Below are 24,903 nucleotides of genomic sequence, written 5' to 3'. Positions count from 1 at the left end.
CGACGGGAACGGTGAGATGAACGAGGCCACGATGACCGGTGGTGCCCCCGGCGGTTCTGCTCGCCTGCGGGCACGGAACATCACGATCGGCTACGACACGCGCATCATCAGCGACGGGTTGACCGTGGACATCCCGGACGGCAAGTTCACCGTGATCGTCGGCCCCAACGCCTGCGGCAAGTCGACACTGTTGCGGGCCCTGTCGCGCCTGCTGTCCCCGTCGTCGGGTGAGGTGTTGCTCGACGGGAAGGCGATCGCGAGCTATCCCGCCAAACAGGTGGCCCGCACACTCGGCCTGCTACCGCAGTCGTCCATCGCGCCCGACGGCATTCGGGTCGCCGACCTCGTGGCGAGGGGACGCTTTCCGCACCAGAAACTGATCCGGCAGTGGACCGCCGAGGACGAGACGGCGGTGGTCGAGGCGATGGCGGCGACCGGTGTGAGCGAGTTGTCGGCGCGGCTGGTCGACGAATTGTCCGGTGGTCAGCGCCAGCGGGTGTGGATGGCGATGCTGCTGGCACAGCAGACCGAACTGATGCTGCTCGACGAGCCGACCACCTACCTCGACATCGCCTATCAGGTGGACCTGCTGGAATTGTGTTCGGAGCTCAACCGCAATTCGGGCCGCACGCTGGTCGCGGTCCTGCATGATTTGAACCATGCCTTCCGCTACGCCGATCACATCATCGCGATGAGATCGGGAAATATTGTGGCACAGGGAAACCCGTCAGAGATCGTGTCCGCGGAGATGGTGCGGGAGGTGTTCGGGCTGCCGTGCCGGATCATCGACGACCCCGAAACGGGCACGCCGCTGGTGATTCCGCTCGCCCGCAGGGCCGACGCCGCGCGATTCATCTCCCACTGACAGCAGCGCGTGCGCCGCGCAGCACCCGGCCGCCGACCGTCCGTGGGCCCGGTACGCGCGAGAGCGCCCGGGCGGCGAGGATGCGTTTGATCGGCAGCGGAACCGCCGCGAACACACCCCACATGGCGGCGCAGGTGCCCAGCAGGTCGTCGCGGCCGGACAGATAGGCGCGCTGTGCGGTGTCCGGCAGGGTGAAGAACCGGTCGAAGAACAGCACGAGATCGTCGGGGCCGAGTTCCAGCAGCGCCGCCAGGCCCATGAGCCGGAGCCGGTGGACACAGCGGGCCCGGATCGGCCACAGCGCCGCGGTCACATCCGTACCTCGCCGGACCGCGTCGATCACGGTGTCGGCGAGCGTCAATGACTGGGCGAGGCCGTATCCGGTGGCCGGGTGGATGAAGCCGCCGGCCGCCCCGACGCGCGGGGCACCGCCCTCGTCCCACGGGCGGGTCGACGCGCCGATGAGGGGGAATCGGACGATCTCGGCGCCCGCCGACATCCCGCCACGACCGCGACCGAGGTCGGGAACGGCCACTCCGGGTATCCGGTCACGAAGCCGGCGTGCCAGCTCCGGGATGTCCACGGCGGGTGCGCCGGCCAGGCAGGTTTCCTCGACGAGCCGCCGTCCCTGGCCGAGGTCGACCGAATAGCAGAACGTTCCGGTTCCCGGACGCCAATCCATCACCACCATCCGGTCATCCGCCGGCCGGTTCTCGACACCCGTGCCGCCGTGGGCGACCATGACGCCCACGGCGGTCTGCTGCGGGGCGGATGTGTCGGGGGCACTGCCGCGGGCGTCGATCACTGCGCCGGCGTAGAGAATTGTGCCGTCGGTGAGGGTGACGTAGGTGGAGTACGCATGCTCCACCCGGGCCCGGACCAGTCGCACGCCCTCCAGACTCAACGCCGATTGCAGCGCGGGGGTGTTGAGGATCGCGTACTCACGGTCGAGGACCCGGCGGGCGGGGGTGTAGACGACGGCCGGCGCGGCGGCCGCGACACAATCACCGGGCAACCACGCGGGCAGTTCGTCCGACCATGCGCCGTAGGTGGCATACCAGGGCCGGTCGGGGTGGGGGTCGACCAGGGTGACGGTCAGTCCGGCCGCCCGGCCCCGATGAGCGATCGCGCGCCCGGCCGGGCCGGCGCCGATAACCAGTAGCTCGTTCACTCCCGGAATTCTAGTGGCGCCGGACTCGTCATGTACCGTGAAGATCCTTAGGGTAGCCTAATGGGCGTGTGTGGTGTGCGCGGGGGAGCGGAGATCTGATGGTGACCGTCGGGGTCGTGATCCCGGTCTACCGGTGCGAGGATTTCGTGCGCGGCTGTATCGAGTCGGTTCTGGCCCAGACCAGGGCTGTCGATGAGATCGTGCTCGTCGATGATCGCGGCGGCGACCGGTCCATTGACATTGCGGTCGACACCCTGAACGAACACGGCCGCCGGCACCACGTGATCACACAGCCCCGCAACGGGGGTCTGGGCCGTGCCCGCAACACCGGCCTGGCGGCGCTGACCACCGACCTGGTGTGGTTTCTCGACAGCGACGACACCGCCGAGCCGACGTTCGTCGAGACCTTGCTCACGGCGATGCTGGAGGCCGATGCGCAGCTGTCGGTGACCCGCACCTATCGCGTCGACGAACATGATCGGGTGCTGCAGATCGACGAGGCGCGACCGTCATCGGCGGTCGTCACCGGCCCCGAATACGCACATGAGCTGCTGCGCGGGCGGGCCAAGGCGTACGCCTGCACCAAACTGTTCGACCGGCTGAGCCTGGGAACGGACCCGTGGGCGCAGGACCAGGCCTACGAGGACATCGCCACCGGAATCCGGGTGGCACTGTCGGTGAAACGGGTGGCGATGGTGGAGACGCCGCTGTACCGGTACCTGTATCGGCCGGGATCGCTGTCGACCGGGTTCTCGGATACCACGTTCGATCTGTTCACCGCCGACGCGGATGTCCGTGAGCTGGTCGCCGGACAGGACCGCGGAGCCGAGTGGGAACTCGACTACCTGGGATTCCACTATCGGGAGGTGCTCACCTCCATTGCCCACGTCGCGATGCGCGCCCGGCACGACTCCGCCGCCGATCCCGTGCTGTACCGGACGGCGATCGATCGGGTGCGCCGCGGTATCACCCTGTCTGATTTGCCCGTTTTATGGGCTGGTCGACATCGCCGTGAAGTAGTTTTCGCGCTGCTGATGAAGATCTCACCCGCACTGTATTCCGCCGTCCTTCGCTTTCGGTGAGGAGATCGATGCCCCCGGAGCAGGCACAACCACTGGTCACCGTGCTCATGCCGGTGTACAATGCCGCCGGCTACATAGCCGACGCCGCGCGGTCGGTGTTCGCGCAGGGTGTGGACGATCTTGAACTCCTGGTGATCGACGACGGCTGCACCGATGAATCAATCGATGAGCTCACCGCGCTCGGTGATCTGCGTATCCGGGTGGTGTCGCAGGCCAACGCCGGACTGGTGGCCGCGCTCAACCGCGGGCTCGACGAGGCACGGGGCACGTTCATCGCCAGAATGGATGCCGACGACCTGCTCCCACCCGGCCGTCTGCTCGCCCAGTTGAGCTGGATGGCCGAGCATCCCGACGGCATCGTGTGCGGCACCGACTACGAACTGTTCGAGGCGATGTCCGGTCGCGTCCGGACGCCGCGCTCGGACAAGGCGTGCCGCCGGCGATTGCTGTACGGCAGTTGTCACTGCGGGGCGTCGGTGATGATTCGGCGCGAGGTGATCGAGCGCACCGGGATCCGGTTCGATCCCGAGTTCGCGCATGCCGAGGACTACGAATTCTTCACCAGGATCTGCGAATACGGTGAGGTCGGCAATGTGCCTATGGTCGGCTACCGCTACCGGATCCATGCGGCGTCGGTGAGCAACCAGAACAACGACGTCCAGCAGGCGGCACACCTGAGCATCGCCGCCGCGTATGCCGAACGCACCGGTGCCCGGCCCTTCCCCGACGACGCACTCGCCCGGCTGATGTGGCCCTCCGGATCCAATCCGGTCGCCCTGGTGGCCGGGACGGCGTGGGTCGCGGCGCGGGCGATGCTACGCAGCCCGTGCGCCGACACCGCCCGATTCGGTGCGCGCCGGGTGGTCGAGGCCGCCGCCGCGGCCCGGACCCGATTGCGGTCCTGACGCCGCGTACGTGATTCATTGCCGACCGACCTGCGTGGTCAGCGCCGCGCGGAAAACCCGTCGGTACTGATGTCGGAGACGTCCGTTCCGGAGAGCAACTCATGGCGCGGATCGGTGCGGATGACGGAAATGCGATCGGTGATCTGGGGGTCGTCGGCGACGTGCGGCTGAGCGGCGTCCCCGGCGGCACCGGTCCCGCCGCCACTGTCGTTCGGATCCGCCCCGTTCGCATCCAGCCGGTCGTTCGTGTCCGGTCCGCCGTTCTGGGCATTTCGGAGCAGCTCCCCGATGCCGTGCAGCAGTGGCCTGATCGCGACCGCGACACCCACGGTGACCGCGAGAAGTGAGGCAATGCCGACACCGATCAGCCCGACGCGCGGCAACAGCAGATAGGAGCCGACGACGGTGATCACCATGATCGTGACCTGCATCAGCACCATCAGACGCAGTCGCCGTACGATCTGGCTGACCATGTAGAAGACCACCACCACGGTCTCGACCACCGACTGGACGGCCAGCACCAGCATCAGTGGTGCGGCCTCACGGAAGTAGTCTTCACCGACCACCCACAGCACCGCCGGCCCACCGATCGCCAGTCCCATCGCCACCAGCAATGTGAGCGGGATGAGCATCCGACGCAACTGCCGGACCAGGTTCGCGGTGTTGGCGCCGGGTTGAACGGCCTCGACGATAAACGCCGAACCCATGCTTGCGCGCACCAGGCCTGCGGCTGAGGTCATCGTCCACGCCAAATTGAAGTAGGCATTCTGGGTGGTCCCCACCGTCTCCACCACGATCAGCGGCAAGGCGAACGGGATCACCGAACTGATCAGCATCATCGTGAAGAACGCGCTTTGGAACGACATCAGTTCGCGGTTGCCCGGGAGTTCGTCGCTGCTCTCCTGGCGTCGCTGCAGCGCCACGCGCACCACATGCGCCATGAACACCACCGTGACCAGAGCCGCCAATACCATCCACGAGCCGGTGACGGCGACGGCGGTGGCGGTGCCGGTGAGGAAGAACAGCGGGACGATCTTGACCAGCGACAGCGAGACGTTCTTGACGGCGACGGCGGGCGAGCGGCGCAGACCGATGAGGATCGGGTCGGTGATCGCATAGATCGCCAGCACCATGACCAGCGGCACGAACAGCACCCGGTCGGTGGTCGAGGTGAAGATTGACGAGCCGAAACCCAAAGTGACAAAAGCTGTTCCGAGGATCAGCGACGTGCAGCAGATCAGCGCGTAACCGCGCAGGATCAGGCGCAGCGACCGATTGCCGGCCACCGGCAGAAACCGTTGGTAGGCTCCGGCCAACGACAGGCATGCCAGTGACGAGAGCACCGTGGCGGTGGCGATCATCGCCGACGCCCGCCCCACCTCCGATGTCGGCATCATGCGTTCGGCGATCATCCAGTACACCAGCCCGAGAAGTCCGGTGGCCGCCGAGGAGATCATCAACGCGCTCGCATTCAGCGCGAGCCTGCCTTTCAGCATGGTTGCCCCGCCCGCCAGGTCCAGTCGGAGCCGACCTTGCGCGCAAACATCGCGGGACTGGCCAGGGCCTTCGCCAGCGACTGTTCGGTCAGCTCGGCGGGCCGGGTGGCGGTGTGCTCGGACCAGTCGATGAAGTGCAGCGCGTGCAGTGTGTGGTCGGTGGCGGTTCGGTCGAGGTAATTGTGGGTGATCTTCGGAGCCAGTGGCGAGTCCGCAAGAATCGAATGGAAGACGAACTCGTCGGGGCACAGAGAGAACCGATGGCCGCGCAGGAACGCCGGATGTGCGTCGAGGTAGCCGCGTACCGTCCGGATGGCATCGTCTGTCAGTGACCACCAGTTCGATCCCTCCACCAGCGGAGGCCCGGGCGGGACGCGGCGGGGCAGACGGCCGGACAATCGCGCACGCTCCAGGATGGGATGGTCGGGGAACCAATAGCGGCGAGGTTTGCGGTAGCCCTGACTTTCGGCGCGATTCAGGCGCCTGTCGATGCGGAGGTGTTCCGCATCACCGGTCCAGTAGGTGAGAAGTTCCGGGAGCGGGCGCAGCAGCACGTCCACCCCCGACAACAGGGTGTGCCGGTGGTAGCGGGCGCCGCTGCTGTCGGCCAGGTCAAGTAGCGCCAGCGTTGCTCGGACCTGGCGCATTCCACCCCACCTCACGTCGACTCTGCTGGATTCCGGGACGAAGGTGACCGGGACGCCCGCGTCCCGGACGGCTGCCTCGAACGGTGCCTGTGCGGTCTTCAGGTCGACGTGGACGTAGATGTCGATCTGTTCGTGATGCAGTGAGGTGACCAGAGCGGCGCACAGGTGTGGGTGCTCGTGGACAACGATGTGCGTGGCGAATCTCATGCGCGTTCCGCCGGTCCCGACAGCGCATCGGCCACCAACTTCGCGGTGTGCGTGACATGCGGCGGGCGCAGCATGCCGGTGTGGTCGCCGGACACGAAGTGGACGCCGACACAGTAGGGCGCGAAGGCGTACCAGCATTGCGGGTTGTCCGGGTTGTCCTCGGCGAGGATCGCAGTGACCGGCCCGTACCAGGGGCGCAGCCGGTGCAGGAGCGCTGAGCGACGGCCGAGCTCGTGAAACAGTGACCACTGCTCCTTGGCCGGTCTGCGCCACCAGCCGGCGCTCAGCAACGCCAGGCGCTGCCGCCAGAGGTCTACCGAGTTCTCCGCGTGGCCTTGGCCGGTGCCGGGTGTCGGGTTCACGGCAGAGGGATTTGCGCCAGAGGGATTTGCGCCAGAGGGATTTGCGCCAGAGGGATTCACCCCAGAGGGATTCCCGGCGGCGGGCAGGTGTATGCGTGCTCGGGTCCTGAGCGGTCCCTCGAAGATGGTATCCAGGCAGACAATGTGCTCGACGTGATAACCCTGTGCGGCAAGTATTCTCGATGCTTCGATCGCGATCACGCCACCGAGGGAATGGCCGACGAACCGGTATGGTCCGTGGGGACGGATATCCAGGATGTGACGTACGCAGCGGCGTGCCGCGGCGCCGATCGTCCAGTCGGGGATCCCGCGATTTTCCAGCGCGTGTGCCTGCAATCCGATGATGCGGAATTCGCTCAGACACTGTGCCAGCGGCCCGAACGCCAACGCCGACTCACCGGCGCCGGCGAAGGCGAACACCAGCGGACGGCTGTCGTCGGCCGCGGCCACGTGTGTCAGCGGCACGACGTCGCCACCCGGGGACGGGACGCTATGACTGTCGACGACGTCGGCGACCGTCCGCAGTGTCGATGCGGCGACCAGGTCGGACGGGGTGAGTGTGGTGGCGAATGTGGCCTTGATGCAGGCGATCAGCTCCACCACGGTCAGGGAATCGCCGCCGAGGGACAGGAAGTCATCGTCACACCCGACATCGCCGACATGCAGCAGGTCCTCCCAGATGGGCGCCAACAGGCATTCGGTCGCCGTCCGTGGCGCGACGTAGGGGGGGCGTCCCGCAGGCTCGGGGAGCCGGGTGCGGTCGACCTTGCCGCGTTCGGTGCGTGGGAGCGCGTGCAGCAGGACCACATGGGTGGGCTGCAGCCAGGTGGGCAGTGTCGACGCCAGTGCGGTGCGAATCTCGGCGATCGACGGCGGTCGCGTACCCGCGGTGATCGCCACGTAGGCAGCGAGCTCGGCACCGTCGGCACCGGACCGGGCGATCACTGCGGCCTCGGCGATCTCCGGGATCGCTTCGAGAGCCGCGACGATCTCCGAGACGTCCACCCGGTAGCCGCGAATCTTCACCGCGTCGTCGGAGCGTCCCGCCAGATGCAGTTGATCACCGACGACGTGGCCACGATCACCGAGGTGGTGTTCGCGTACTCCTCCGGGCAGGGCGGGAAAGTCCACGATGCCGTTCGCCAGATAGCCTTGCGCCAGATACACCGATCTCACCACGAGAGCGCCGATCGTGCCGTCGGGTACCGGCCGTCCCTCGTCGTCCACGACGACGATCGTCTTGCCGGCGGCGATCCGTCCGGCCGGGATCATTCCGCCGGGCAGCGGACGGTCGGGACCGAATGTGTTGAACGCGAGATTGCCGGTCTCCGACGAGCCGGACCGGTTCACGAAAGTGATGCGCCCGTTATGCTCGCGAAGTCGGGCGACATCGGCGGCGCCGATCGCCTCGCCGCAGGTGGCCACCACCTCGACGCCGGCCAGTGCGTCGGCTGCGCCCGGTTCGGCCAGCAACGCGCGCAGCAGGACGGGCGTCAGGTGCAGGCTGTTGGGGTGCCACTCGCGCAGGGAGGCGACCAGTTCGCCGACTCCGTCGGTCCGCGGGTCGGACAGGTGTAGTGAGGCCCCGCTGCTGATGGCCGTCAGCGCGATGTCGAGTCCGCCGCCGAAGCTGGCCGGCATGGCCAGCGCCACGCGGCGACCGGGGCCGATACCCAGTTCGGGGCCGAGTTCACGGATCTGCTGCAGCCACTGGGCAACGCCCTGACGGACCGCCTTGGGGTTGCCGGTGGACCCGGAGGTGAACATCAGGACCGCTGTGTCCGGTACCGCGCGCGGCGTCGTCGCCGACGGCAACACCGCATCACCCGGATATGCCACGGCACCGGCGGTTTCGATGAGCCGCGCGGTGCGGTCGGCCGGCGACGCCGAGTCGATCGGCAGCACCGGATGTGGCGAGCACAGCACGGCCAGCAACGTGATCACGCCATCGATGGATCCGGACAGCCGGACCGCGATCGGCACCTGCTGTCCGATTCCACCTGCGCCGAGCAGTTCGACGCTTTCTTCGACCAGTCGGAGCAGCTTCTCGAAGCTGACGGTACCGGTCCGGGTCCGCAGCGCGACCACATCGGGGTGGTCGGCGGCGACCCGGACCAGCAGGTCATGGAACGGGTTAGCGTTCCTCACAGAATTCGGTGATCGGAAGGCCGACGTGGCGGGCTTCGGTGGGGACGTAGCCGAGCAGGACGTCGCCGGGCTTGAGTTCGGTGACGTTGTTGACCGAGCCGCCGGGGCCGAGCAGCCGCACGTGCCAGTCGTCCTGGGCGATGACGTTGATCGTCTTGCCGCCGGTGGAGGTCGCGGTGATGGAGATCAACGGGCGGCGTTCGATCTTGACCCGGCCGATCCGGACCTCGCGCACCGAGCCGTCGGTGCGAACGGCGAGGATAGGCTGACCGGCGCGCAGTTCGCTGACGTAGCGGGTGCGGTTGTCCGGGGTCATCACGTACGAGTGCACGGCACCGGCATTCCAGCGGAACGGCCGCGTCGGCATGTAGGGCAGCGGATGGGTTTCGCTGCACGACAGGAACATTCCGCTGGCGAACGAACCGATGAGGCAGCCCTCGTCGAGCTCGAGCAGCGAGCAGGTGTCGATGCAGGCGCGCTCACCCATCCCGATGTGCGCCACGTCCGTGATGGTCAGCTCCGACAGCTCCATCTTGGCGGTTTCCGGGGTCAGCACGTTGACCAGCGCCACGACGTCGTCGGCATGGCGCGGTGCCAGCAGCAGACCATCGGACCCGTGCTCGAGGACGAGTTTGACGATGCCCGCGTCCTCGATGTCGTTGACGACGGTGACTGTCTTGCCGCCTGAGTTCTCCGCCGCCGCGATGACGATCTCCAGCGGGATCTTGGTGGGATCGGTGAAGGTCAGCACTGTCCACGGAGTCACCCGGACCAGGTCGCAGGCATGGCCGAGAGTCGCGGCGTCGGACACCACGACATGCACGCCGGCGGCCGGCGTGTCTCCGGCCCGCAGGTCGGTGGCCTCGGTGAGCACCAGGTCCGGGGTGAACGGTGCGGCGGGGTCCGCGGCCTTGTCCGCGTCGCCCTTCTTCTTGTCCGGCCGCGACTTGCCCGCCGCGGCCGACTGTGCGCCGCCGGTGAGGATGCGGCGGATGGTCGGGGGGAGGCCGGCGAGCAGCTCCGGATCGTCGGCGACGATGCCGTCGAGACCGTAGTTGATGGCGGCCTGCACCACGGCGTCACGCGCCGCGCCCTGGAGCGCGCGGACGTCGACCCAGGCGAAGTGTTGGGTGGTGCGGTCGGTGTCCGACGGCGCGGCGGGCACGATCTGGTCGGTGACGACGACATGGCTGGTCATATGCGGATGGACCTGACTTTCTGCTGTGGTTAGAAGTGGCACCGTGAAACGGGTGTCAGGCGAGCGCCGCGACGCGCTCACCGTCCCCGATGCGCTTGTGCACGATATGTGCGAGGGCGGTGGCGACGCGGACCGGGTTGGTCGCGCCGAAGACGTTACGTCCGAAGCTCAGGCCGGCGACACCGCTGGACATCACCTCTGCACCCAGGGCGATCGCGGCGTCGTCGCTGACCGTGGTTCCGCCGGCGACGTAGATGGGGGCCGGGGTGGACGCGACGACGCTCTGCATCGCGGTCGGTGAGCCGGCGTAGTCGAGTTTGATCATGTCGGCGCCGAGGTCGGTGGCGATGGCCGCCAGGTGGGCGATCGTGCCGGTGGAGGTGGGGCCGGTCTGCCGGGGACCGCGCGCGTACATCATCGCCAGGAGGGGGACGCCGAGGACGTCGCATTCACGCGAGACCGTGGCGAAGTCGTCGAGTTGTTGACGTTCGGTGTGCGAGCCGATGTTGACGTGGATGCTGACCGCGTCGGCGCCTGAGCGCACGGCCGCCTCGACTCCGGCCACGAGAACCTTGGCGTCGGTGTCCAGGCTCATCGAGGTGCCCGCCGACAGGTGGACGATCAGGCCGATGCTGGTGAACGCGTCGATGGGCACCCGGTTGATCCGGCCGCGATGCAGGACGACGGCATTGATGCCGGTGCTGGCCAGCAGAGACACCATCTGTTCGGTGTGATCGACCGGGCCCAGCGGCCCGACCGTGACCGAATGGTCCATGGGCACGATATGCGCGCGCCGGGTCACGGGGTCGCTGATGCGCGCCAACCGCAACGCCTTGCCACTTGAGAGGTTGGCGTTGGCAGGTGCGTAGTGGGTGTCCATGTTTTCTCCTGCGACCGATATGGGGCTTTCGAAAAATATTAGGCTAGCCTAGCCAACTGGCCAAAATGCTGGTCATGATCTGCGACACATTTCGGTCTGCCGACTAGCCCGGCGATCCGGCCGCGACCGGGTAGAGTGGGGCGGTGGGGAAGGGCAGGCCCAGATACACCTCGCCGAGCTCATGCTGCGCCGCCGGTGAACCGACCCACCGATCGAGTGTCGCGCGGCGTAGCGCCTCGGTGAAGCCGTCGCCGGGCAGTGCGTGCAGAGTGGTGGTGAGCAGTGCCGAAAACCTCTGGGCTGCCATGACTCTGGGCAGTGCGGTGGCGGTATAGCCGGCCAGGTGGTCGGTGTTCGCGTGATTGACGGCCGCGCCCAGTGCATGGGAGAGGACGCAGACATCCGACAGCGCCAGGTTCAGGCCCTTGGCGCCGGTCGGCGGCACGATGTGGGCCGAATCGCCCGCGAGGAACAGCCGTTCGTACTGCATGGTGCCCGCGACGTAGCTGCGCAACGGGGCGAGGGAACGCTCGATGATCGGTCCGGTTTCCAGCGGTGCCGCATCGGAGGCGGCACATCGGCGGGACAGCTCCGCCCAGATCCGGTCGTCGCTCCACTCGGCGAGTTCGGTACCGGCGGGAACCTGCAGATACTGCCGCGACAACCGCGGCCCGCGCATGCTGTGCACCGACAATCCGTCCGGGTGCGGACAGTACATCCCCTCCGGTGCGGCGGGGGTCGACTCGGCCAGGATGCCCAGCCACGACACCGGGTACTCGCGGATCAATTCGTTGCGCACGGACGCGGGAATCGCCGCTCGGCCGGCTCCGTGGAAACCGTCCGCGCCGACGACGAAGTCGGCCTCGATCGTGTCTTCGCCGGTCGCCGTCCGATACCTGACCCCGGCGGCGGGCCCGGTCGGCGAGATGTCGGTGACCTCGGCCTCGAACACCAGCGGCCGCCCGGTATCGATGCGTGCGGCGATCAGGTCCTTGACCAGCTCGTGCTGACCGTAGACGGTCGCGTGCTGCCCGGTGTAGGGATGAAAGTCCAGGTAGTGGGTGGTGTTGTCGTAGCGCAGGTAGAAGCCGCCGTGCACCATGCCCTCGCGCAGGAGTCGGTCGCCCAGCCCGGCGGCCACCAATAGGTCGACGCCGGGCTGTTCGATGATGCCGGCGCGCAGCCGCTTCTCCACGTGGTCGCGGCTGCTGCGTTCGACGATGATCGAATCGATGCCCTGGAGGTGCAGCAGATGCCCCAGCGTCAGGCCTGCAGGGCCGGCGCCGACGATCGCGACCTGAGTTCGGGCCGAGCTATCGCTACCCACTGAGGACCACCTTGCTTTGTTTAGGCTTACCTGAATCCTGGGCCAGCTTAACGGTAGCTGAGATCGACGGGCCCGGCAGGGGGTGGCTGCGTTAGCCTGGTGATCGCACGCAGGTCGGCGATCAGCGCGGGGGACGCGTTTGTCGCGCTCGTTGTCTGCGTTGCTCGCGCCAGAGCGCTGCTGGTCCACGTACCACCGAGAGCACCTCGGTCCGGCCGACAGATCGCGGCACATCCCGCAAGAACGCCGGGGGCGGCGCCGCGATGGCGCAATACGCCTTGCCGGCCCGGGCCACCGCGCGCCCGCGGTGGCGCAGCACTGACAGTGCCAGCCGTCGATGTTCGCTGTCGAGGGCGACCTTGGTGAGCCAGGCGCCCAGGCCCATGCCGTAGCCGCGGGCCTGCTTGAGCAGTGCCTCGTCGTCGCTGCGGTGCCGATGCCAGATGATCGAGGTCGGCTCCGTGGCCAGACAGTGACCGGCCGCGACGACCCGGAAGAAGACATCGAGATCTTCACCGCCGCACGTCGCGGTGCCCGCGCCGAGGCGTTCGTCGAACATGCCCAGATCGATGATGATCTTGCGCCGGATCGCGAAGTTCGCGCCCGTGCCGAATCGCCCGATCTGGAACGGGAACAGGGGTACGTCGTCCGGGGGGTCGGATAGTCGGTACATGCGCGGTTCGATGTTGTCGGCCCAGGACACCCGCCAGTCGAAGTACGCCTGGGGCATCGTGCGAAGTTCGCCGCTGGGCACCAGACCGGCGACGCAGGCCACGTCGTCGGCCTGGGCGAATCCGGTTGCCAGGCCGCGTAGCCAGCCCTGATCGGCGACGACGTCATCATCGGTGAAGGCGATGATCTCGTGCCGGGCCGCACGGATCCCGGCATTGCGGGCCATCGACAGACCGGCAACCGGTTCCACCACCCGTCGCACCCGCGGATCGTCGATCGCGGTCACCACCTGCTCGGTGCCGTCGGTGATCGGCGCGTTGTCCACCACGATGATCTCGAACTCCGGATAGTCCACGAGCAGGAGCGAGGCCAGCGCCCCGCGCAGGTCGTCCGGGCGCTCGCGCGTGCACAGCACCACCGACATCGGCGGCAGTGCGCCGGCGTCACGGCGCTCGCCGATGGCCGGAATCGGCAGGAGTGCGCATCCGTCGACCAGTGGTACTTGCGCGAACTCCAGCGGTATCAGCCCGTCCCGGATCAGGATTCGTGCGATCGTGTACGCCTCGGCATCGGTTGTGACCCCGATGAACTGCCCGGTATGTCCCTGCTGGATGAGCTGTGAGATGTCGGCGACGCCGATCCAGGCGGCACCTGGCCAACTCGGCGTCCCACCCGATGGCATGGGAGAGGTGAGAGTCACTTCGGGAATCATGGGCGGTTGCTCGAATCCAATCAACGGTGAGGCGGCGGCCGATTGTCGGGTTCGCGCCGTTCGGGCCAGAGGTTAGCCTAATCTAATCACCGTCGGGTCTGGCAATCGACGGCTCGACGGGCGCGTCAGCCGCACTCACGCAGTACCTCGACCGGGTCGGCGACGAATGCGTCGAGCGCTGCGCGCAGTTGACCGCGCCGGTACACGTCGGGTTGGAACGACGCGCTGATGAGCAGCCGGTCGTGCACGGTGGCCGATTGCAGGGTGATTCCGTGCGGGGCCGCGGGGTGGGCTCCGGTGACATAGATCGAAGCGCCCCGATCGATCCACGGGTAGCTGTCCAGCAACTGCTGGTGCGCCTGGATGCCGGTGAACACCAGCGGTGCCCTCGTCGTGTCCGGAGGCGGTACGTGGGGGTCCCGGCCGATGGTGGCGAGTAGTTCCGCGGCCCGCGACAGGGCGGTCACCCGGGCCAGCGACAGAATCGGACGGCCCGAGGCGACGGCCGCGACCAGATCGTTGTGCAGCCGTGCGGGATCGCTGCCGTCCCGCAGGGGCAGCTGGACCCCGGAGACGAAGTTTGCCAGCGGATTGGTGTTGGCGGGCAGGTACCGGCGCAGGTCGACCGGCAGGGTCCCCATGTCGTCGACCGCGATCCCGGCACCGAGGAGCGCGCGGGTCAGGCCGGCGACGACCAACGCGAACAGGCTCACGCCGGGGATCGCCGAATCGCGCCAGGCGCGCAGCTCGCCGAGGGTGGCCGTGGGCATCGCCGCGACCTCCACCGCGTACGGCCCGCTCGGCGTGGGTCGCCGGGTACCGGCAGGCTGCCCGGCGTCGATCGGGAAATCGGTGGTAGGGCTGAACGCCGTGGGGGTGAAGGCTGCGGGGGTGGCCGCGGTGGTGCGGATCGACCGGAATGCGTCACGCACCCGGGTGGGGCGGGAGCCGAAGACGCGAACGGCCGCGGTGGCCAGGCCGTCCCAGCGCCGGGTGATCTGGGCCTGGATCGCGGGGTCGCGCGGGTCGACGGCGCCCGTGATGACCTGATGGGCCAGCAGCCCGAACCGGATCTCGCCCACGCCATGGTCGTGTTCGGTGCGCAGGTACCGGCCGGCCAGCGTGATCCGCATCGGGGCATTCGGGCGGCCGGTGGGAACCAGCAGGCTCAGCGGATCGGCCGGCTCGTCGATGACCTCGACCGAATCCAGCAGCCGTCGCGGGTCGTGGACCCAGCGGGTGCCGGTGTCGTCGGGGCGTAGCGCCAGGCGCGTGTGCGGACCGTACGAGGTGAAGGCGGCGATGTTGTCGCGCACGGTGCCGAGGTCGGGCAGCTCGATGGGGCCGATCAGTGCGTTCACGGGCTCGCCGAGGTGGATACGATCACTGAGCCCGATGGTCATGCGGCTCACCGGCATCGCCGTGCCGGCGAGCGACGCGGTGCCGTCCGGGGCTGCGAAGGCAGCCACGACAGCGACGGAATGGACGTGCTCACCGGCTCACCGTAGCGAACTCGGACAAGTCGTGCGTGCGTCGGGTGGTACGCGGGGGAGCCGGCCGTGGCCGAGTTTTGTGAGGTCCCTCACTTAGTGCCACCTTGTTTTGATTAGGCTAGCCTTGTTTAATAGCGGTAGCTTAACGATCGCTTAGAAACCGGATGAACCGCGCATCCTCCCGGCTGCGCCGATCGCCGGCAGCGCGAATCATCGATGCCCGAACAGCGGGCGCTCAGAACACCAGCAACGACAGGGCTCACACATGCAAGACGCTCCCGCTCATGACGGACGTACCGACAACGTGACCGAGCTTCCGGTGGGCACGGACTCATCCGTACACCACAACCGGCCGACGGTCTCGGTGATCATCCCCGCGATGAACGAGGCGAAAAATCTCCCCTACGTCGCCCACCGCATGCCGGGCGGCATCGACCAGATCGTCTTCGTCGACGGAAACTCCTCCGATGACACCGTCGCCGTCGCCCAGTCACTATGGCCCGAGGCCACCTTCGTGGTGCAGACCCGCTCGGGCAAGGGCAACGCGCTCGCCTGCGGCATCGAGGCATGCGTCGGGGACATCATCGTCATGATCGATGCCGACGGGTCGACCGATCCGGCCGAGATCCCGCTGTTCGTCAAAGCGCTGACCGACGGCGCGGACTTCGCCAAGGGTAGCCGATTCGTCGACGGCGGCGGCAGCACCGACATCACCACCCTGCGCCGCATCGGCAACAAGGGTCTCAACACCATCGTCAATGTCGCCTTCCACACCAAGTTCTCGGATCTGTGCTACGGCTACAACGCCTTCTGGGCGCGTCATGCCGAGCTCATGGAGCTGCCGCCCACCCAGTACTCGCGTGCCCAGTGGGGCGACGGCTTCGAGATCGAGACCGTGATCAACGTGCGACTGGCCACCGCCGGCATCACGATCGCCGAAGTGGGCAGCTTCGAGGGTCCGCGCCTGCACGGCCGCAGCAACCTGAACGCCTACAGCGACGGAATGCGCGTGCTGCGCACCATCCGTCAAGAATGGCAGCACTGGAAGGCGCACCGCGCCTCCGAGCGCCACGGTGTGCGCGCCGGCAGCGCAGTGTCGGCATCGGCCGGCGAACTGGCCGGGTGAGCAGACCCCAGCCGGGTCTCGCCCGTAACTCGCTGGCCGTAGCAATCTCCGGGATTGCTACGGCCGGTTTGGGTTTGGTCTACTGGATCGTCGTCGGCCGGATGTATCCGGCCACCGAGGTCGGCGCGGCGGCGGCGATCATCTTCGCCGCTTCGATGCTGGCCGCTTTCGGAAACCTCGGCCTCGGCGCCTACTTTGAGCGCTTTCTGCCGGTGGCCGGACCGCTGTCACTACGATTGCTCACCAACGGATTGGCCGTGGGCGTGCTGTTCGGCGGGGTGCTGGCTGCGGGCTTTCTGGCCTTCGGTCCGGTGGACGAGATGTTCGCGGACGCGTGGCAGGTGGCGTTCTTCCCGGTAGCCGTCGCATCGTTGTCGCTGTTCGCTCTGATCGACCACATCTGCATCGGTCTGCAACGTGCCGAATGGTCGGCGGTCAAGAACGTTGTGCACGCGGTGGTCAAACTCGTGGCGGCGGTCGGGGTCGCGTCGTTTCTGGGACGGCAGGGGATCGTCGCAACGTGGGTGGTGACCGCGCTGGTGGGCGCGATCATCCTCTGGGTGATTGTCATCCGCGAGATCCGGCGCCGCATCACCACGGCGCATCCGGTCCCGCCGGCACTGCCGCCGTGGCGCGCCCAGCAGCGATTCATCGTCGGCAACTATGGGATCTACGTCGCCAACTCACTGACCCCGCTGCTGCTGCCGATGATTGTCATCGCCCAGGTCGGGGCAGGACAGAACGCGTACTTCGCCATTGTGTGGCAACTCATCACCGCTGTCATCGTGCTCCTGACGATGCTGATCGGGCCGTACGTCGCCGAAGCCAGTGCCGGCGACACCGACTTGCGCCATCTCACCTATCGGTTCATCGCCATCATGATGGGGGTGGCCACGATATCGGCGGTGGGGCTGGCGACCGTCGGTCCGCTGTTCCTCCGCCTCGCCGGAGACGACTACGCGGACAACGGGACCACGTTGCTGCGGGTGTGCTCGCTGGCACTGCCGCTCGCGGCAGTCGGGATGATCTTCGTCGCGGTCAGCCGGGTCCGCAATCGCCTACTCCCCGCACTCGCTGCCCAGGTCGCCGGTGCCGTCGTGAATCTGGCTCTGGCGACGACGTTGCTGGGAGGGCACGGCCTGGTCGCCGTGGGCTGGTCCACGATCTGCGCGGAGGCGCTGATCGTGGTGCTGGTGATCGTCCCCCTGATCCGGGCGGTGCGTGAACTCGCGCGGACGGGGGAGCTCACCGGCTACGAATCGGTGAGGTCCACCGCATCCGGGGCATTGTCGAAGTAGCCGCTCTTCGCCAGTGACGAGTACGAGGTCATCACGTCGTACACGGCGATCCAGTCGATATCGACCGACGACTCCAGCGGACGTGGCTCAACCGCGGTGCACGGCTTCATGTTCCACTCCTCGCGCAGCTGGCACGCGCCGGCACCCATCTGCAGACCCATCCACATCGGTGTGGTCGGTGCGCGCTCAGGTGAGCGGGAGATCGCCCACACCTTGCCGTCGAGCAGATAGCGGACAATTCCCGGCGCCCATTCGACACCCACGGTGCGCCAGTCGGTGAAGTCGCCGGCGATGTGCGCGTTGGCCTTGCGCTTGGTACTTCCGTCCTTCCAATGCAAGAAGGCGGCGATCCCGTCGCGCTGCGAGGACACGTCCTCAGCGAAGTCGATCTCCGGTGGCCATTTCTCGTTCTGGGGCCACAGCAGGAAATGGTAGGAAATGTCGGCATTGGGCTGGACCTTGTACCGAACCTCCCAGCGGCCGTACTTCTGGGTCACCGGCCAGTTCGACACACCGCCGATCTTCCAGTCGTCGCCGTCGCGCCTGCTGTGCAGGCGCAGTGCACCGTTGTCGATGGAGACCATCGATGGATGCCACTTGCCGTACTTGGCGCCGCCGGGACGGCCGTCGTAGGCCGACCAGTTCTCGCCGAGTTCGCACCGGTTGAAGTCGTCGACGAAGACCGACTGCCACGTTTCGTCGATCGCATGGGGCGGCGCGACACCGCTGATCGTCGCGCGATGCTCACAGTCCAACTTGTCAGCGGCCGAATCGCTTCCGCCGGAATCTCCGCACGATGTCAGCATCAGGCCGGCAGCCAGGGCGGCGACGATCGTCGGGCGTATCCGGCGCCGGACGCTGACCTTCACCACGCCATCTCGACAAGCCGCTGGAACGTCAGAATGGCCGCGAAGACCGAGAACACCAGCGTGCACGCGCCGATCACGTGGGCGATCGCCCCACGGCCGATCGAGCCCCAATCACTGACCTCCCGCTCCTGCAGAAGTGCTCCGGCCACGATGAATACACCGGCCAGGATGAGCATGGTGGCAGCCATCAGCTGTCCTTTCCTTCGGAACGGGCGAGTTCTGCCGACAGATCCAACGTCGGCGCGTCCACAAAGTGCAGAATCCGCACTGAATCGGTCTCGATGAACAGCTCGTAGTCGTCGAGCTCCAGGATCTCGGCGATGTCCCGTTCCATGTCGGCGACCGGCTTACCCATCTGCAGGTCCATCATCGCGATGCCCTGATGGGTGATCAGCACGTAGTCGGGCTGACGGTTCTCGGTACATTGGGCCAGGTTGTCCAGGCACGGGAAGCTGTCGATGTAGCCGACGACCGGGCGGTTCGGGTCCATCGTGCGCCGGGGGCCCACCGAGTGCGGCGCGTGGCTGAACACCATCACCGACGAATTGGGCGGCACCTTGTTGATCAGCCCCTGCGTCAGGGCGTCCTCCGCCTTGGTCGAGGCCTCGAACGCGGCGTTGAGACCGCGGTTGGTGGTTTCGAGCACACCCACTCCCAGGGCCAGGATGATCGCGACCACCGTCATGACGGTGGTGGGCACCCGACGGAGCCGACGTGAGTACCTGACCAAAGCGATCGCCACGAACGGCGCCAGCGTCGGGGAGGCCAGCAGGAAGACGCGGATGATCATCTCACCGCCGTAGCTCTGCAGAGCAACCAGCACGAACGGCGCCGCGCACAGCAGACCCGAGACGAACCACGCGCGGCGGCCCCGGCAGGTGAGCCAGCCGATGAATGCCACGATGACGAAGACACCGGAGGCACCGATCCGCAGATACTGCATGCTCTTGTAGGTGGGATCACCGTTGAGGCGCTGTCCGACACCGCGGTTGACCGAGTAGCCGATCTGGCCGACCTCATTGAACAGCGAGTTGAGGTGGCCCATCCAGAAGTCGGTCGCACCGTAACTGAACCAGGCGGCGAAGATCAGGCCCGCGGCCAGCCACAGCGTGCGGTAGCGGGTGGTGCCGGTGAAGGCGAACGCGGCGAGCGCGAGCACCGTCAGCATCGGCGTCATCTGATGGGACACCGTGTTCGCGGTGATGATCAGCAGCAGGACGGCACCGACGGCCAGCGTCCGGCCGGGACCGAAACCCGATACCCGTCCCGGTGTACGCCTGCCCAGGCTCAGCCAGACGCCCAGGCGTCCCGGCAGAATCCGGTCGATCCCGCCGGCCGTCGGCAGGGGTGCGGTGCGAAGTTGCCACAGCAGGGTGCCCAGGATGGCGACGTACCCGAGTCCGGCCACGGCCTGGGGTGCGAAGTAGTCCTGCTGATACCAGTTGAACGCCTGGTACAGCAGAACCGACATCCAGGCGATGCGGACGTTACCGCTGATCGCCGAGGCGATGGCGTACAAACCGAAGCACATCAGCGGACCGAAGACGACCGGCGCCCAGAACAGCACATCGGTCAGGTCGGCGAATCCGGCCGACTCCTGAATGTGCGTGGACAGCGAGAAGAAGCCGGCCCAGCTGTAGCGGGCGTCCTCGAGATTGGGCAGCCGGTGCATGGCGGCCAGGACGGAGATGAATCCGCGGTGCACGAATGCGGTGGGAACCGATGTCTCGCCGGTGGCCACCGCCACCAACATCGTGTTGTAGACGACCGCCAGGGCGGTGGCCGCGGCCATCACGATGTGATCGATGTAGGTGGCGCGCAGCGTGAGGACGATGGTGGTGGCCAGCAGCGCGAGTCCGAGGAAATACCACGGTCCGACCAGCGGGATGATCCCGTAGGGGCCCGCTTCGAGGATGTCGATTCCGCGGGCTGCGACGACGAACAGCACCAGCGAGACCGCGAGGGCACCGAGCAGCGCCAGCCGCGTGGTCGTCCAGTGCGCGCGGGACAGGCCGAGTGATCCGGTGCGGAAGTCGGCGGGCACCGTCCGGAAGGCGGCGAGCGAGGCTGCCAGCCCGACCGACACCACCATGGTCTGGGTCTGCGCGGGATGCCACAGCTCCAGCACCATCGACATCTGGGTGACCAGGAGGTTCACCGACAGCGAGGCGGAGATGAGCAGTGCTGTGGCCAGCGCTCGGCCCGGGATGCGCAGCGCCACGACGATCGGTATGCCTGGCAGCAGGAACACGCTGAACAGTACCGCGGGAATCTGGATGACCCCCGGGACATCGAGACCGGACCAGTCCAGGACGGCGACGATCAGTGCTACGGCGGCCACCGCGGTTGCCACCCACAGTGCGGCGCGAGGATGCCAGCCGTAGGGCACCGCTCGCCGCGTGGTGGGGATCACCAGGGTGGTGCGATCGTCGTCATCTCGGTATCTGCCGGCTTCGGCGGAGCCCGAGTCGGGCCGGTCGACCAGTGTCACGTGCGATCTCCCACTTGGTTCTTTCGGGTGGTTCGCCGACGGACGTTCCACGCGCTTTTCGCGTACAGAAGGGGGCCTGCAAGGTAGCCGGAAACCTCGATGACGCGCAGGTGGAAGGGCCACCTGGCGGGATACCGGGCATGCAGGTTGGAGCTCGGCGCGAGCAGCTCTCGCACTCCCGCCGGGAACCGGCGCAGCAGGCCGACCAGATGCCGTGACACCACCAGTTTGGTCAGGCACGCGGACATGCCGGTGCCGTAACCCCAGCATTGAGTGCGCAGGTCGGCGATGTTGTCGCGATGGTAGTGGCTCACGACGGCGGTCGGCTGGTAGTAGATCGCCCAGTTCCGGAACAGCGCGGTGCGCAGGTAGTCCAGGTCCTCACCGCCGAGGGTCGGCGTGGCCGGGCCCAGGCGTTCGTCGAATCCACCGATGTCGTCGAGGGCTTCGCGGGCGATCGCACAGTTTCCGGCACCGCCGACCGGGCCGGTGGAGTACGGGAAGAACACCCGGTGTTCGGCGTACGCGGCCAGGTCATCGAGGCGCGGTCGCTGTTCGATCGTCCAGATCTTGGCGTCGTCGCCCTTGTCGAAGATGCCGCCGTCCTCGAACATCGTCTGCAATTCAGTGGGGGAGTCGGTGCTCACCACACGTCCGGTGACCATCGCGATCGACCGCGTGCGATCGCGCACGAACACATCGAGGATGTTTGCCACCCAGCGGGGTTCGGGGATGGCGTCGTCATCGGTGAGGGCCACGACGGTGCCGCGCGCGGCGGCCATGCCGGTGTTGCGGGCACGCGAGGCACTCGCGACAGGTTCGGGCACGATCTGCAGCCGGGGATCGTCGATGACCGACAGGATCCGGACGGTGTCGCCGGTGCCGGGCCGGTTGTCGGCCACGATGACCTCGACGTTCACGTCCTGCTGGGCCAGCGCGGCGCGCACGGTCTTGAGCAGCTGATCGCGGCCGACGGTGGGGATGACGATCGAGACCAGGTCGTCGCGGCTGATCGGGTTCTGGAGAGTGGGCAGTTCCCGGGGCCGACGGCTCGACCTGCCGACACTGTTGCCGACCGTACCCAGGACCGTGCCCAAGCCGGTGACGAACACCCCCAGAACCATGACCAGCAGACGCACCGGGGCGAACAGGTCCGCACGGGCGAACTGCCCGAGATACCGCAGCACGCCGCTCGTGATGGTGCGGGTCAGGTAGGACGTCTCGGCCGAGAAGGCCGAGCTCGCACCCGCGATGGTGCTCAGTGTTGCCTTCGAGTGTCCCTCGTGCCGACACCGCGAGAGGTAGTAGCGCAGCGTCTGCCGGGACGGCGGTACGTGATGATCGACGGCGAAACCGCTGTCCCGGATCACCGCGGATTCGGGAAACGCGTTGCGTAGTTCAATTCCCATAAGTGTTTCCTCGCACCCGACCGGCAGCGTGCCGACCCTCCCCAGGGCGGAACTGAATCCGCCGATCTTGACAAGCTCCGGACGTCGTACGGCCATCGCCGCACCGATCGGATTGCGTACCTGGCTCCCGGAGGGGGCGATGCCGCGATAGTCGCAGCCCACAACCCACCCGAACTCCTCGGGGAACCAGCGTGGCGTGCCGCCCTCCCACGCGGCATGCACACCTCCTCCGACCGCCACCACCTCGGGCCGGTTGTCCAGCAGCGCACGCAGATGCGTCAGCGAATCCGGCCGGAGCAGGGCATCGTCGTCGAGGTAGACCAGCACGTCCTGATCGGCTTTGTCCAGGCCCGTGTTGCGGGCCCCGGACAGGCCCTGGGTATGCGCATTGGCGACGATGTGCAAGTCGGGGGCGTCGACCGTGGGGAACGCCCCGTCGGCGCCGAAGTGCCGGATCAGGCGTGCCTGCAGGTCGGCGTTGTGGTCGACGACCACGACGACCCGGTCACCCGTGCGCAGCTGAGCCCCCGCGGCTCCGATGCCCTCGATCAACAGGTCCCAACGCTGCGCAGTGTAGCAACAGATCACCGCGCATAGCGTTGTACCGCTCGGGGGCAAACCGATCGGGAGTTGTGTTGGCACAGGTCAGGTCTCCGTTGTATGAGGCGAGGCTAACCTAGCCTAGATTACGGTTGTCTGTTCTCCAACCCGGGTGGCCCGGGCGTGGTATGTGCCGCATGAAACGGTCGGTTGTGACCGAAAACTCCCAGGCCGGGCGGTCGTCGTCACCCCCGCCTGCGCGCCGGGGCCGGTGGGCGCCGACAACGACGGGAGCGTCGACGACGATGCGGGCCGAACGCACATCGGCGGGTAGACTGGCCCGTCGTGATTACCGCGACCGACCTTGAAGTCCGAGCCGGTGCCCGGACGTTGCTGTCGGCACCGGGCTCGGCGCTGCGTATTCAGCCCGGCGACCGCATCGGGCTGGTCGGACGCAACGGCGCCGGAAAGACAACAACCCTGCGCATTCTCGCGGGCGAGACCGAGCCGTACGCCGGGACCGTCCTGCGCAGCGGCGAACTCGGCTATCTGCCGCAGGACCCCAAGGAGGGCGACCTGGAGGTTGTCGCCAAGGATCGGGTGCTTTCGGCCCGAGGTCTTGACGCGATCGTGCACCAGATGGAAAAGCAGCAGGCGCTGATGGCCGAATCGGCCGACGACAAGATCCGCGACAAGGCCGTCGTCAAGTACGGCCGACTGGAGGAGCGGTTCGCCGCCCTCGGCGGATACGTCGCCGAGTCCGAAGCCGCCCGCATCTGTAGCAGCCTCGGCCTGCCCGACCGGGTGCTCGCCCAGCCGCTACGCACTCTCTCGGGCGGTCAGCGGCGGCGTATCGAGTTGGCGCGCATTCTGTTCGCCGCGTCTGACGGCTCCGGGAAGTCCGACACAACGCTTCTGCTCGACGAGCCCACCAACCACCTCGACGCCGACTCCATCACCTGGCTCCGGAGTTTTCTGCAGAGCCACGAGGGCGGTCTGGTGGTGATCAGTCACGACGTGGAACTGCTCGCCGACGTGGTGAACCGGGTCTGGTTCCTCGACGCGGTGCGTGGTGAGGCCGACATCTACAACATGGGCTGGAAGCGGTACCTCGATGCCCGGGCCACCGACGAGCAGCGCCGTAAACGGGAACGCGCCAACGCCGAGAAGAAGGCGTCGGCGTTGCGCGCGCAGGCCGCGAAGCTGGGCGCCAAGGCCACCAAGGCGACGGCGGCACAGAACATGCTCAAACGTGCTGACCGCATGATCGACGCCCTCGACGAGGAGCGGGTGGCCGACAAGACCGCGAAGATTCGCTTCCCCGAACCCGCAACCTGCGGGCGGACACCGTTGATGGCCAAGGACCTGACCAAGGTGTATGGCTCGCTGGAGATCTTCACCGGCGTCGACCTGGCCATCGACAAGGGTTCACGTGTGGTGGTGCTGGGCCTCAACGGTGCAGGCAAGACCACGCTGCTCAAGATTCTCGCGGGTGCCGAAACGCCCGACCTGGGCGAGCTCGAACCCGGATTCGGTTGCAAGATCGGCTACTTCGCGCAGGAGCACGACACCCTCGACGATCACGCGACGGTATGGGAGAACATCCGGCACGCCGCCCCCGACGCGGGGGAGCAGGATCTGCGCGGATTGCTCGGCGCGTTCATGTTCACCGGACCACAACTCGACCAGCCCGCCGGTACCCTCTCCGGTGGTGAGAAGACTCGGCTGGCGCTGGCCGGTCTGGTCTCCTCGGCCGCCAACGTGCTGCTGCTCGACGAACCCACCAACAACCTCGACCCGGTCTCGCGTGAACAGGTGCTCGACGCCCTGCGCTCCTACAAGGGTGCCGTCGTCCTGGTCACCCACGACCCGGGCGCGGCGGCGGCCCTCGATCCGCAACGGGTCATCCTGTTGCCCGACGGCACCGAGGATCACTGGAGCGACGAGTATCAAGAACTGATCGAACTCGCCTGACCAGACCTTTTTCGACTGCGTTTCAGGATTG

Annotated in this window: 19 protein-coding genes; 6 read left to right on the top strand and 13 right to left on the bottom strand. The window is 67.3% G+C overall.

Annotated elements, in window-relative coordinates:
• The first annotated feature begins 31 nt into the window (after window positions 1–31).
• Window positions 32–865 (top strand): ABC transporter ATP-binding protein, encoded by an 834-nt coding sequence (locus GII31_RS11465; RefSeq protein WP_407649974.1) that lies wholly within the window; start codon window positions 32–34, stop codon window positions 863–865.
• On the opposite strand, the gene GII31_RS11460 is transcribed toward GII31_RS11465, so the two are convergent.
• Complete coding sequence (locus GII31_RS11460; RefSeq protein WP_213243182.1) at window positions 852–2,036, bottom strand: lycopene cyclase family protein; 1,185 nt, start codon at window positions 2,034–2,036, stop codon at window positions 852–854. The genes GII31_RS11465 and GII31_RS11460 overlap by 14 nt on opposite strands.
• Before the next feature lie 98 nt (window positions 2,037–2,134).
• On the opposite strand from GII31_RS11460, the gene GII31_RS11455 reads away from it, so the two are divergent.
• Window positions 2,135–3,118, top strand: a complete 984-nt coding sequence (locus GII31_RS11455) for a glycosyltransferase family 2 protein (protein ID WP_213243180.1) — start codon at window positions 2,135–2,137, stop codon at window positions 3,116–3,118.
• A gap of 8 nt (window positions 3,119–3,126) precedes the next feature.
• Complete coding sequence (locus GII31_RS11450; protein ID WP_213243178.1) at window positions 3,127–4,023, top strand: glycosyltransferase family 2 protein; 897 nt, start codon at window positions 3,127–3,129, stop codon at window positions 4,021–4,023.
• Window positions 4,024–4,061: 38 nt separating this feature from the next.
• Here GII31_RS11450 and GII31_RS11445 read toward each other — a convergent pair whose 3' ends face one another.
• From GII31_RS11445 to GII31_RS11410, 8 genes are all read right to left on the bottom strand, one after another.
• Window positions 4,062–5,519, bottom strand: a complete 1,458-nt coding sequence (locus tag GII31_RS11445; protein ID WP_246221829.1) for a lipopolysaccharide biosynthesis protein — start codon at window positions 5,517–5,519, stop codon at window positions 4,062–4,064.
• Entirely contained in the window at window positions 5,513–6,373 is an 861-nt protein-coding gene (locus tag GII31_RS11440) for a beta-1,6-N-acetylglucosaminyltransferase (protein ID WP_213243176.1), read from the bottom strand. Before GII31_RS11440 ends, GII31_RS11445 begins: the two co-directional genes overlap by 7 nt.
• Window positions 6,370–8,883, bottom strand: a complete 2,514-nt coding sequence (locus GII31_RS11435) for an AMP-binding protein (protein ID WP_213243174.1) — start codon at window positions 8,881–8,883, stop codon at window positions 6,370–6,372. Before GII31_RS11435 ends, GII31_RS11440 begins: the two co-directional genes overlap by 4 nt.
• Window positions 8,870–10,081, bottom strand: coding sequence for a 3-dehydroquinate synthase II family protein (locus tag GII31_RS11430; RefSeq protein ID WP_213243173.1), 1,212 nt, complete (start codon window positions 10,079–10,081; stop codon window positions 8,870–8,872). Before GII31_RS11430 ends, GII31_RS11435 begins: the two co-directional genes overlap by 14 nt.
• Window positions 10,082–10,136: 55 nt before the next feature.
• The gene (locus GII31_RS11425) at window positions 10,137–10,961 is read right to left on the bottom strand and encodes a 2-amino-3,7-dideoxy-D-threo-hept-6-ulosonate synthase (protein WP_213243171.1); all 825 of its coding nucleotides are present in this window, start codon (window positions 10,959–10,961) and stop codon (window positions 10,137–10,139) included.
• Between the two features lie 103 nt (window positions 10,962–11,064).
• On the bottom strand, window positions 11,065–12,288 hold the full coding sequence (locus GII31_RS11420; protein WP_213243169.1) for a 4-hydroxybenzoate 3-monooxygenase: 1,224 nt from the start codon (window positions 12,286–12,288) through the stop codon (window positions 11,065–11,067).
• A gap of 121 nt (window positions 12,289–12,409) precedes the next feature.
• On the bottom strand, window positions 12,410–13,672 hold the full coding sequence (locus GII31_RS11415) for a glycosyltransferase family 2 protein (RefSeq protein ID WP_213243167.1): 1,263 nt from the start codon (window positions 13,670–13,672) through the stop codon (window positions 12,410–12,412).
• A gap of 125 nt (window positions 13,673–13,797) precedes the next feature.
• Window positions 13,798–15,141, bottom strand: coding sequence for a hypothetical protein (locus GII31_RS11410; RefSeq protein WP_213243165.1), 1,344 nt, complete (start codon window positions 15,139–15,141; stop codon window positions 13,798–13,800).
• A 289-nt stretch (window positions 15,142–15,430) separates the two neighbouring features.
• Between GII31_RS11410 and GII31_RS11405 the strand changes: the two genes are divergently transcribed.
• Complete coding sequence (locus GII31_RS11405) at window positions 15,431–16,291, top strand: glycosyltransferase family 2 protein (RefSeq protein ID WP_213243164.1); 861 nt, start codon at window positions 15,431–15,433, stop codon at window positions 16,289–16,291.
• Window positions 16,288–17,589, top strand: a complete 1,302-nt coding sequence (locus GII31_RS11400; RefSeq protein WP_246221828.1) for a lipopolysaccharide biosynthesis protein — start codon at window positions 16,288–16,290, stop codon at window positions 17,587–17,589. Before GII31_RS11405 ends, GII31_RS11400 begins: the two co-directional genes overlap by 4 nt.
• On the opposite strand, the gene GII31_RS11395 is transcribed toward GII31_RS11400, so the two are convergent.
• From GII31_RS11395 to GII31_RS11380, 4 genes are read right to left on the bottom strand one after another with little or no spacing between them, the layout of a single operon-like run.
• Window positions 17,544–18,461, bottom strand: a complete 918-nt coding sequence (locus GII31_RS11395; protein ID WP_260839947.1) for a glycoside hydrolase family 16 protein — start codon at window positions 18,459–18,461, stop codon at window positions 17,544–17,546. The two genes, GII31_RS11400 and GII31_RS11395, sit on opposite strands and share 46 nt — an antisense overlap.
• Window positions 18,455–18,646: a hypothetical protein gene (locus GII31_RS11390; protein ID WP_213243160.1), complete on the bottom strand. Its 192-nt coding sequence runs from the start codon at window positions 18,644–18,646 to the stop codon at window positions 18,455–18,457. Before GII31_RS11390 ends, GII31_RS11395 begins: the two co-directional genes overlap by 7 nt.
• On the bottom strand, window positions 18,646–20,949 hold the full coding sequence (locus GII31_RS11385; RefSeq protein WP_213243158.1) for a hypothetical protein: 2,304 nt from the start codon (window positions 20,947–20,949) through the stop codon (window positions 18,646–18,648). Before GII31_RS11385 ends, GII31_RS11390 begins: the two co-directional genes overlap by 1 nt.
• The gene (locus tag GII31_RS11380; protein ID WP_246221826.1) at window positions 20,946–22,946 is read right to left on the bottom strand and encodes a glycosyltransferase; all 2,001 of its coding nucleotides are present in this window, start codon (window positions 22,944–22,946) and stop codon (window positions 20,946–20,948) included. The genes GII31_RS11385 and GII31_RS11380 overlap by 4 nt, the downstream gene beginning before the upstream one ends.
• Window positions 22,947–23,243: 297 nt before the next feature.
• Here GII31_RS11380 and GII31_RS11375 point away from each other — a divergent pair, with 297 nt between their 5' ends.
• Entirely contained in the window at window positions 23,244–24,872 is a 1,629-nt protein-coding gene (locus GII31_RS11375) for an ABC-F family ATP-binding cassette domain-containing protein (RefSeq protein WP_213243154.1), read from the top strand.
• Window positions 24,873–24,903: the final 31 nt, after the last annotated feature.

This window comes from Gordonia pseudamarae, from assembly GCF_025273675.1.
GTDB lineage: Bacteria > Actinomycetota > Actinomycetes > Mycobacteriales > Mycobacteriaceae > Gordonia > Gordonia pseudamarae.
Note: the sequence above shows the minus strand (reverse complement) of the source record. Positions and strands in the feature narration are given on the sequence as shown.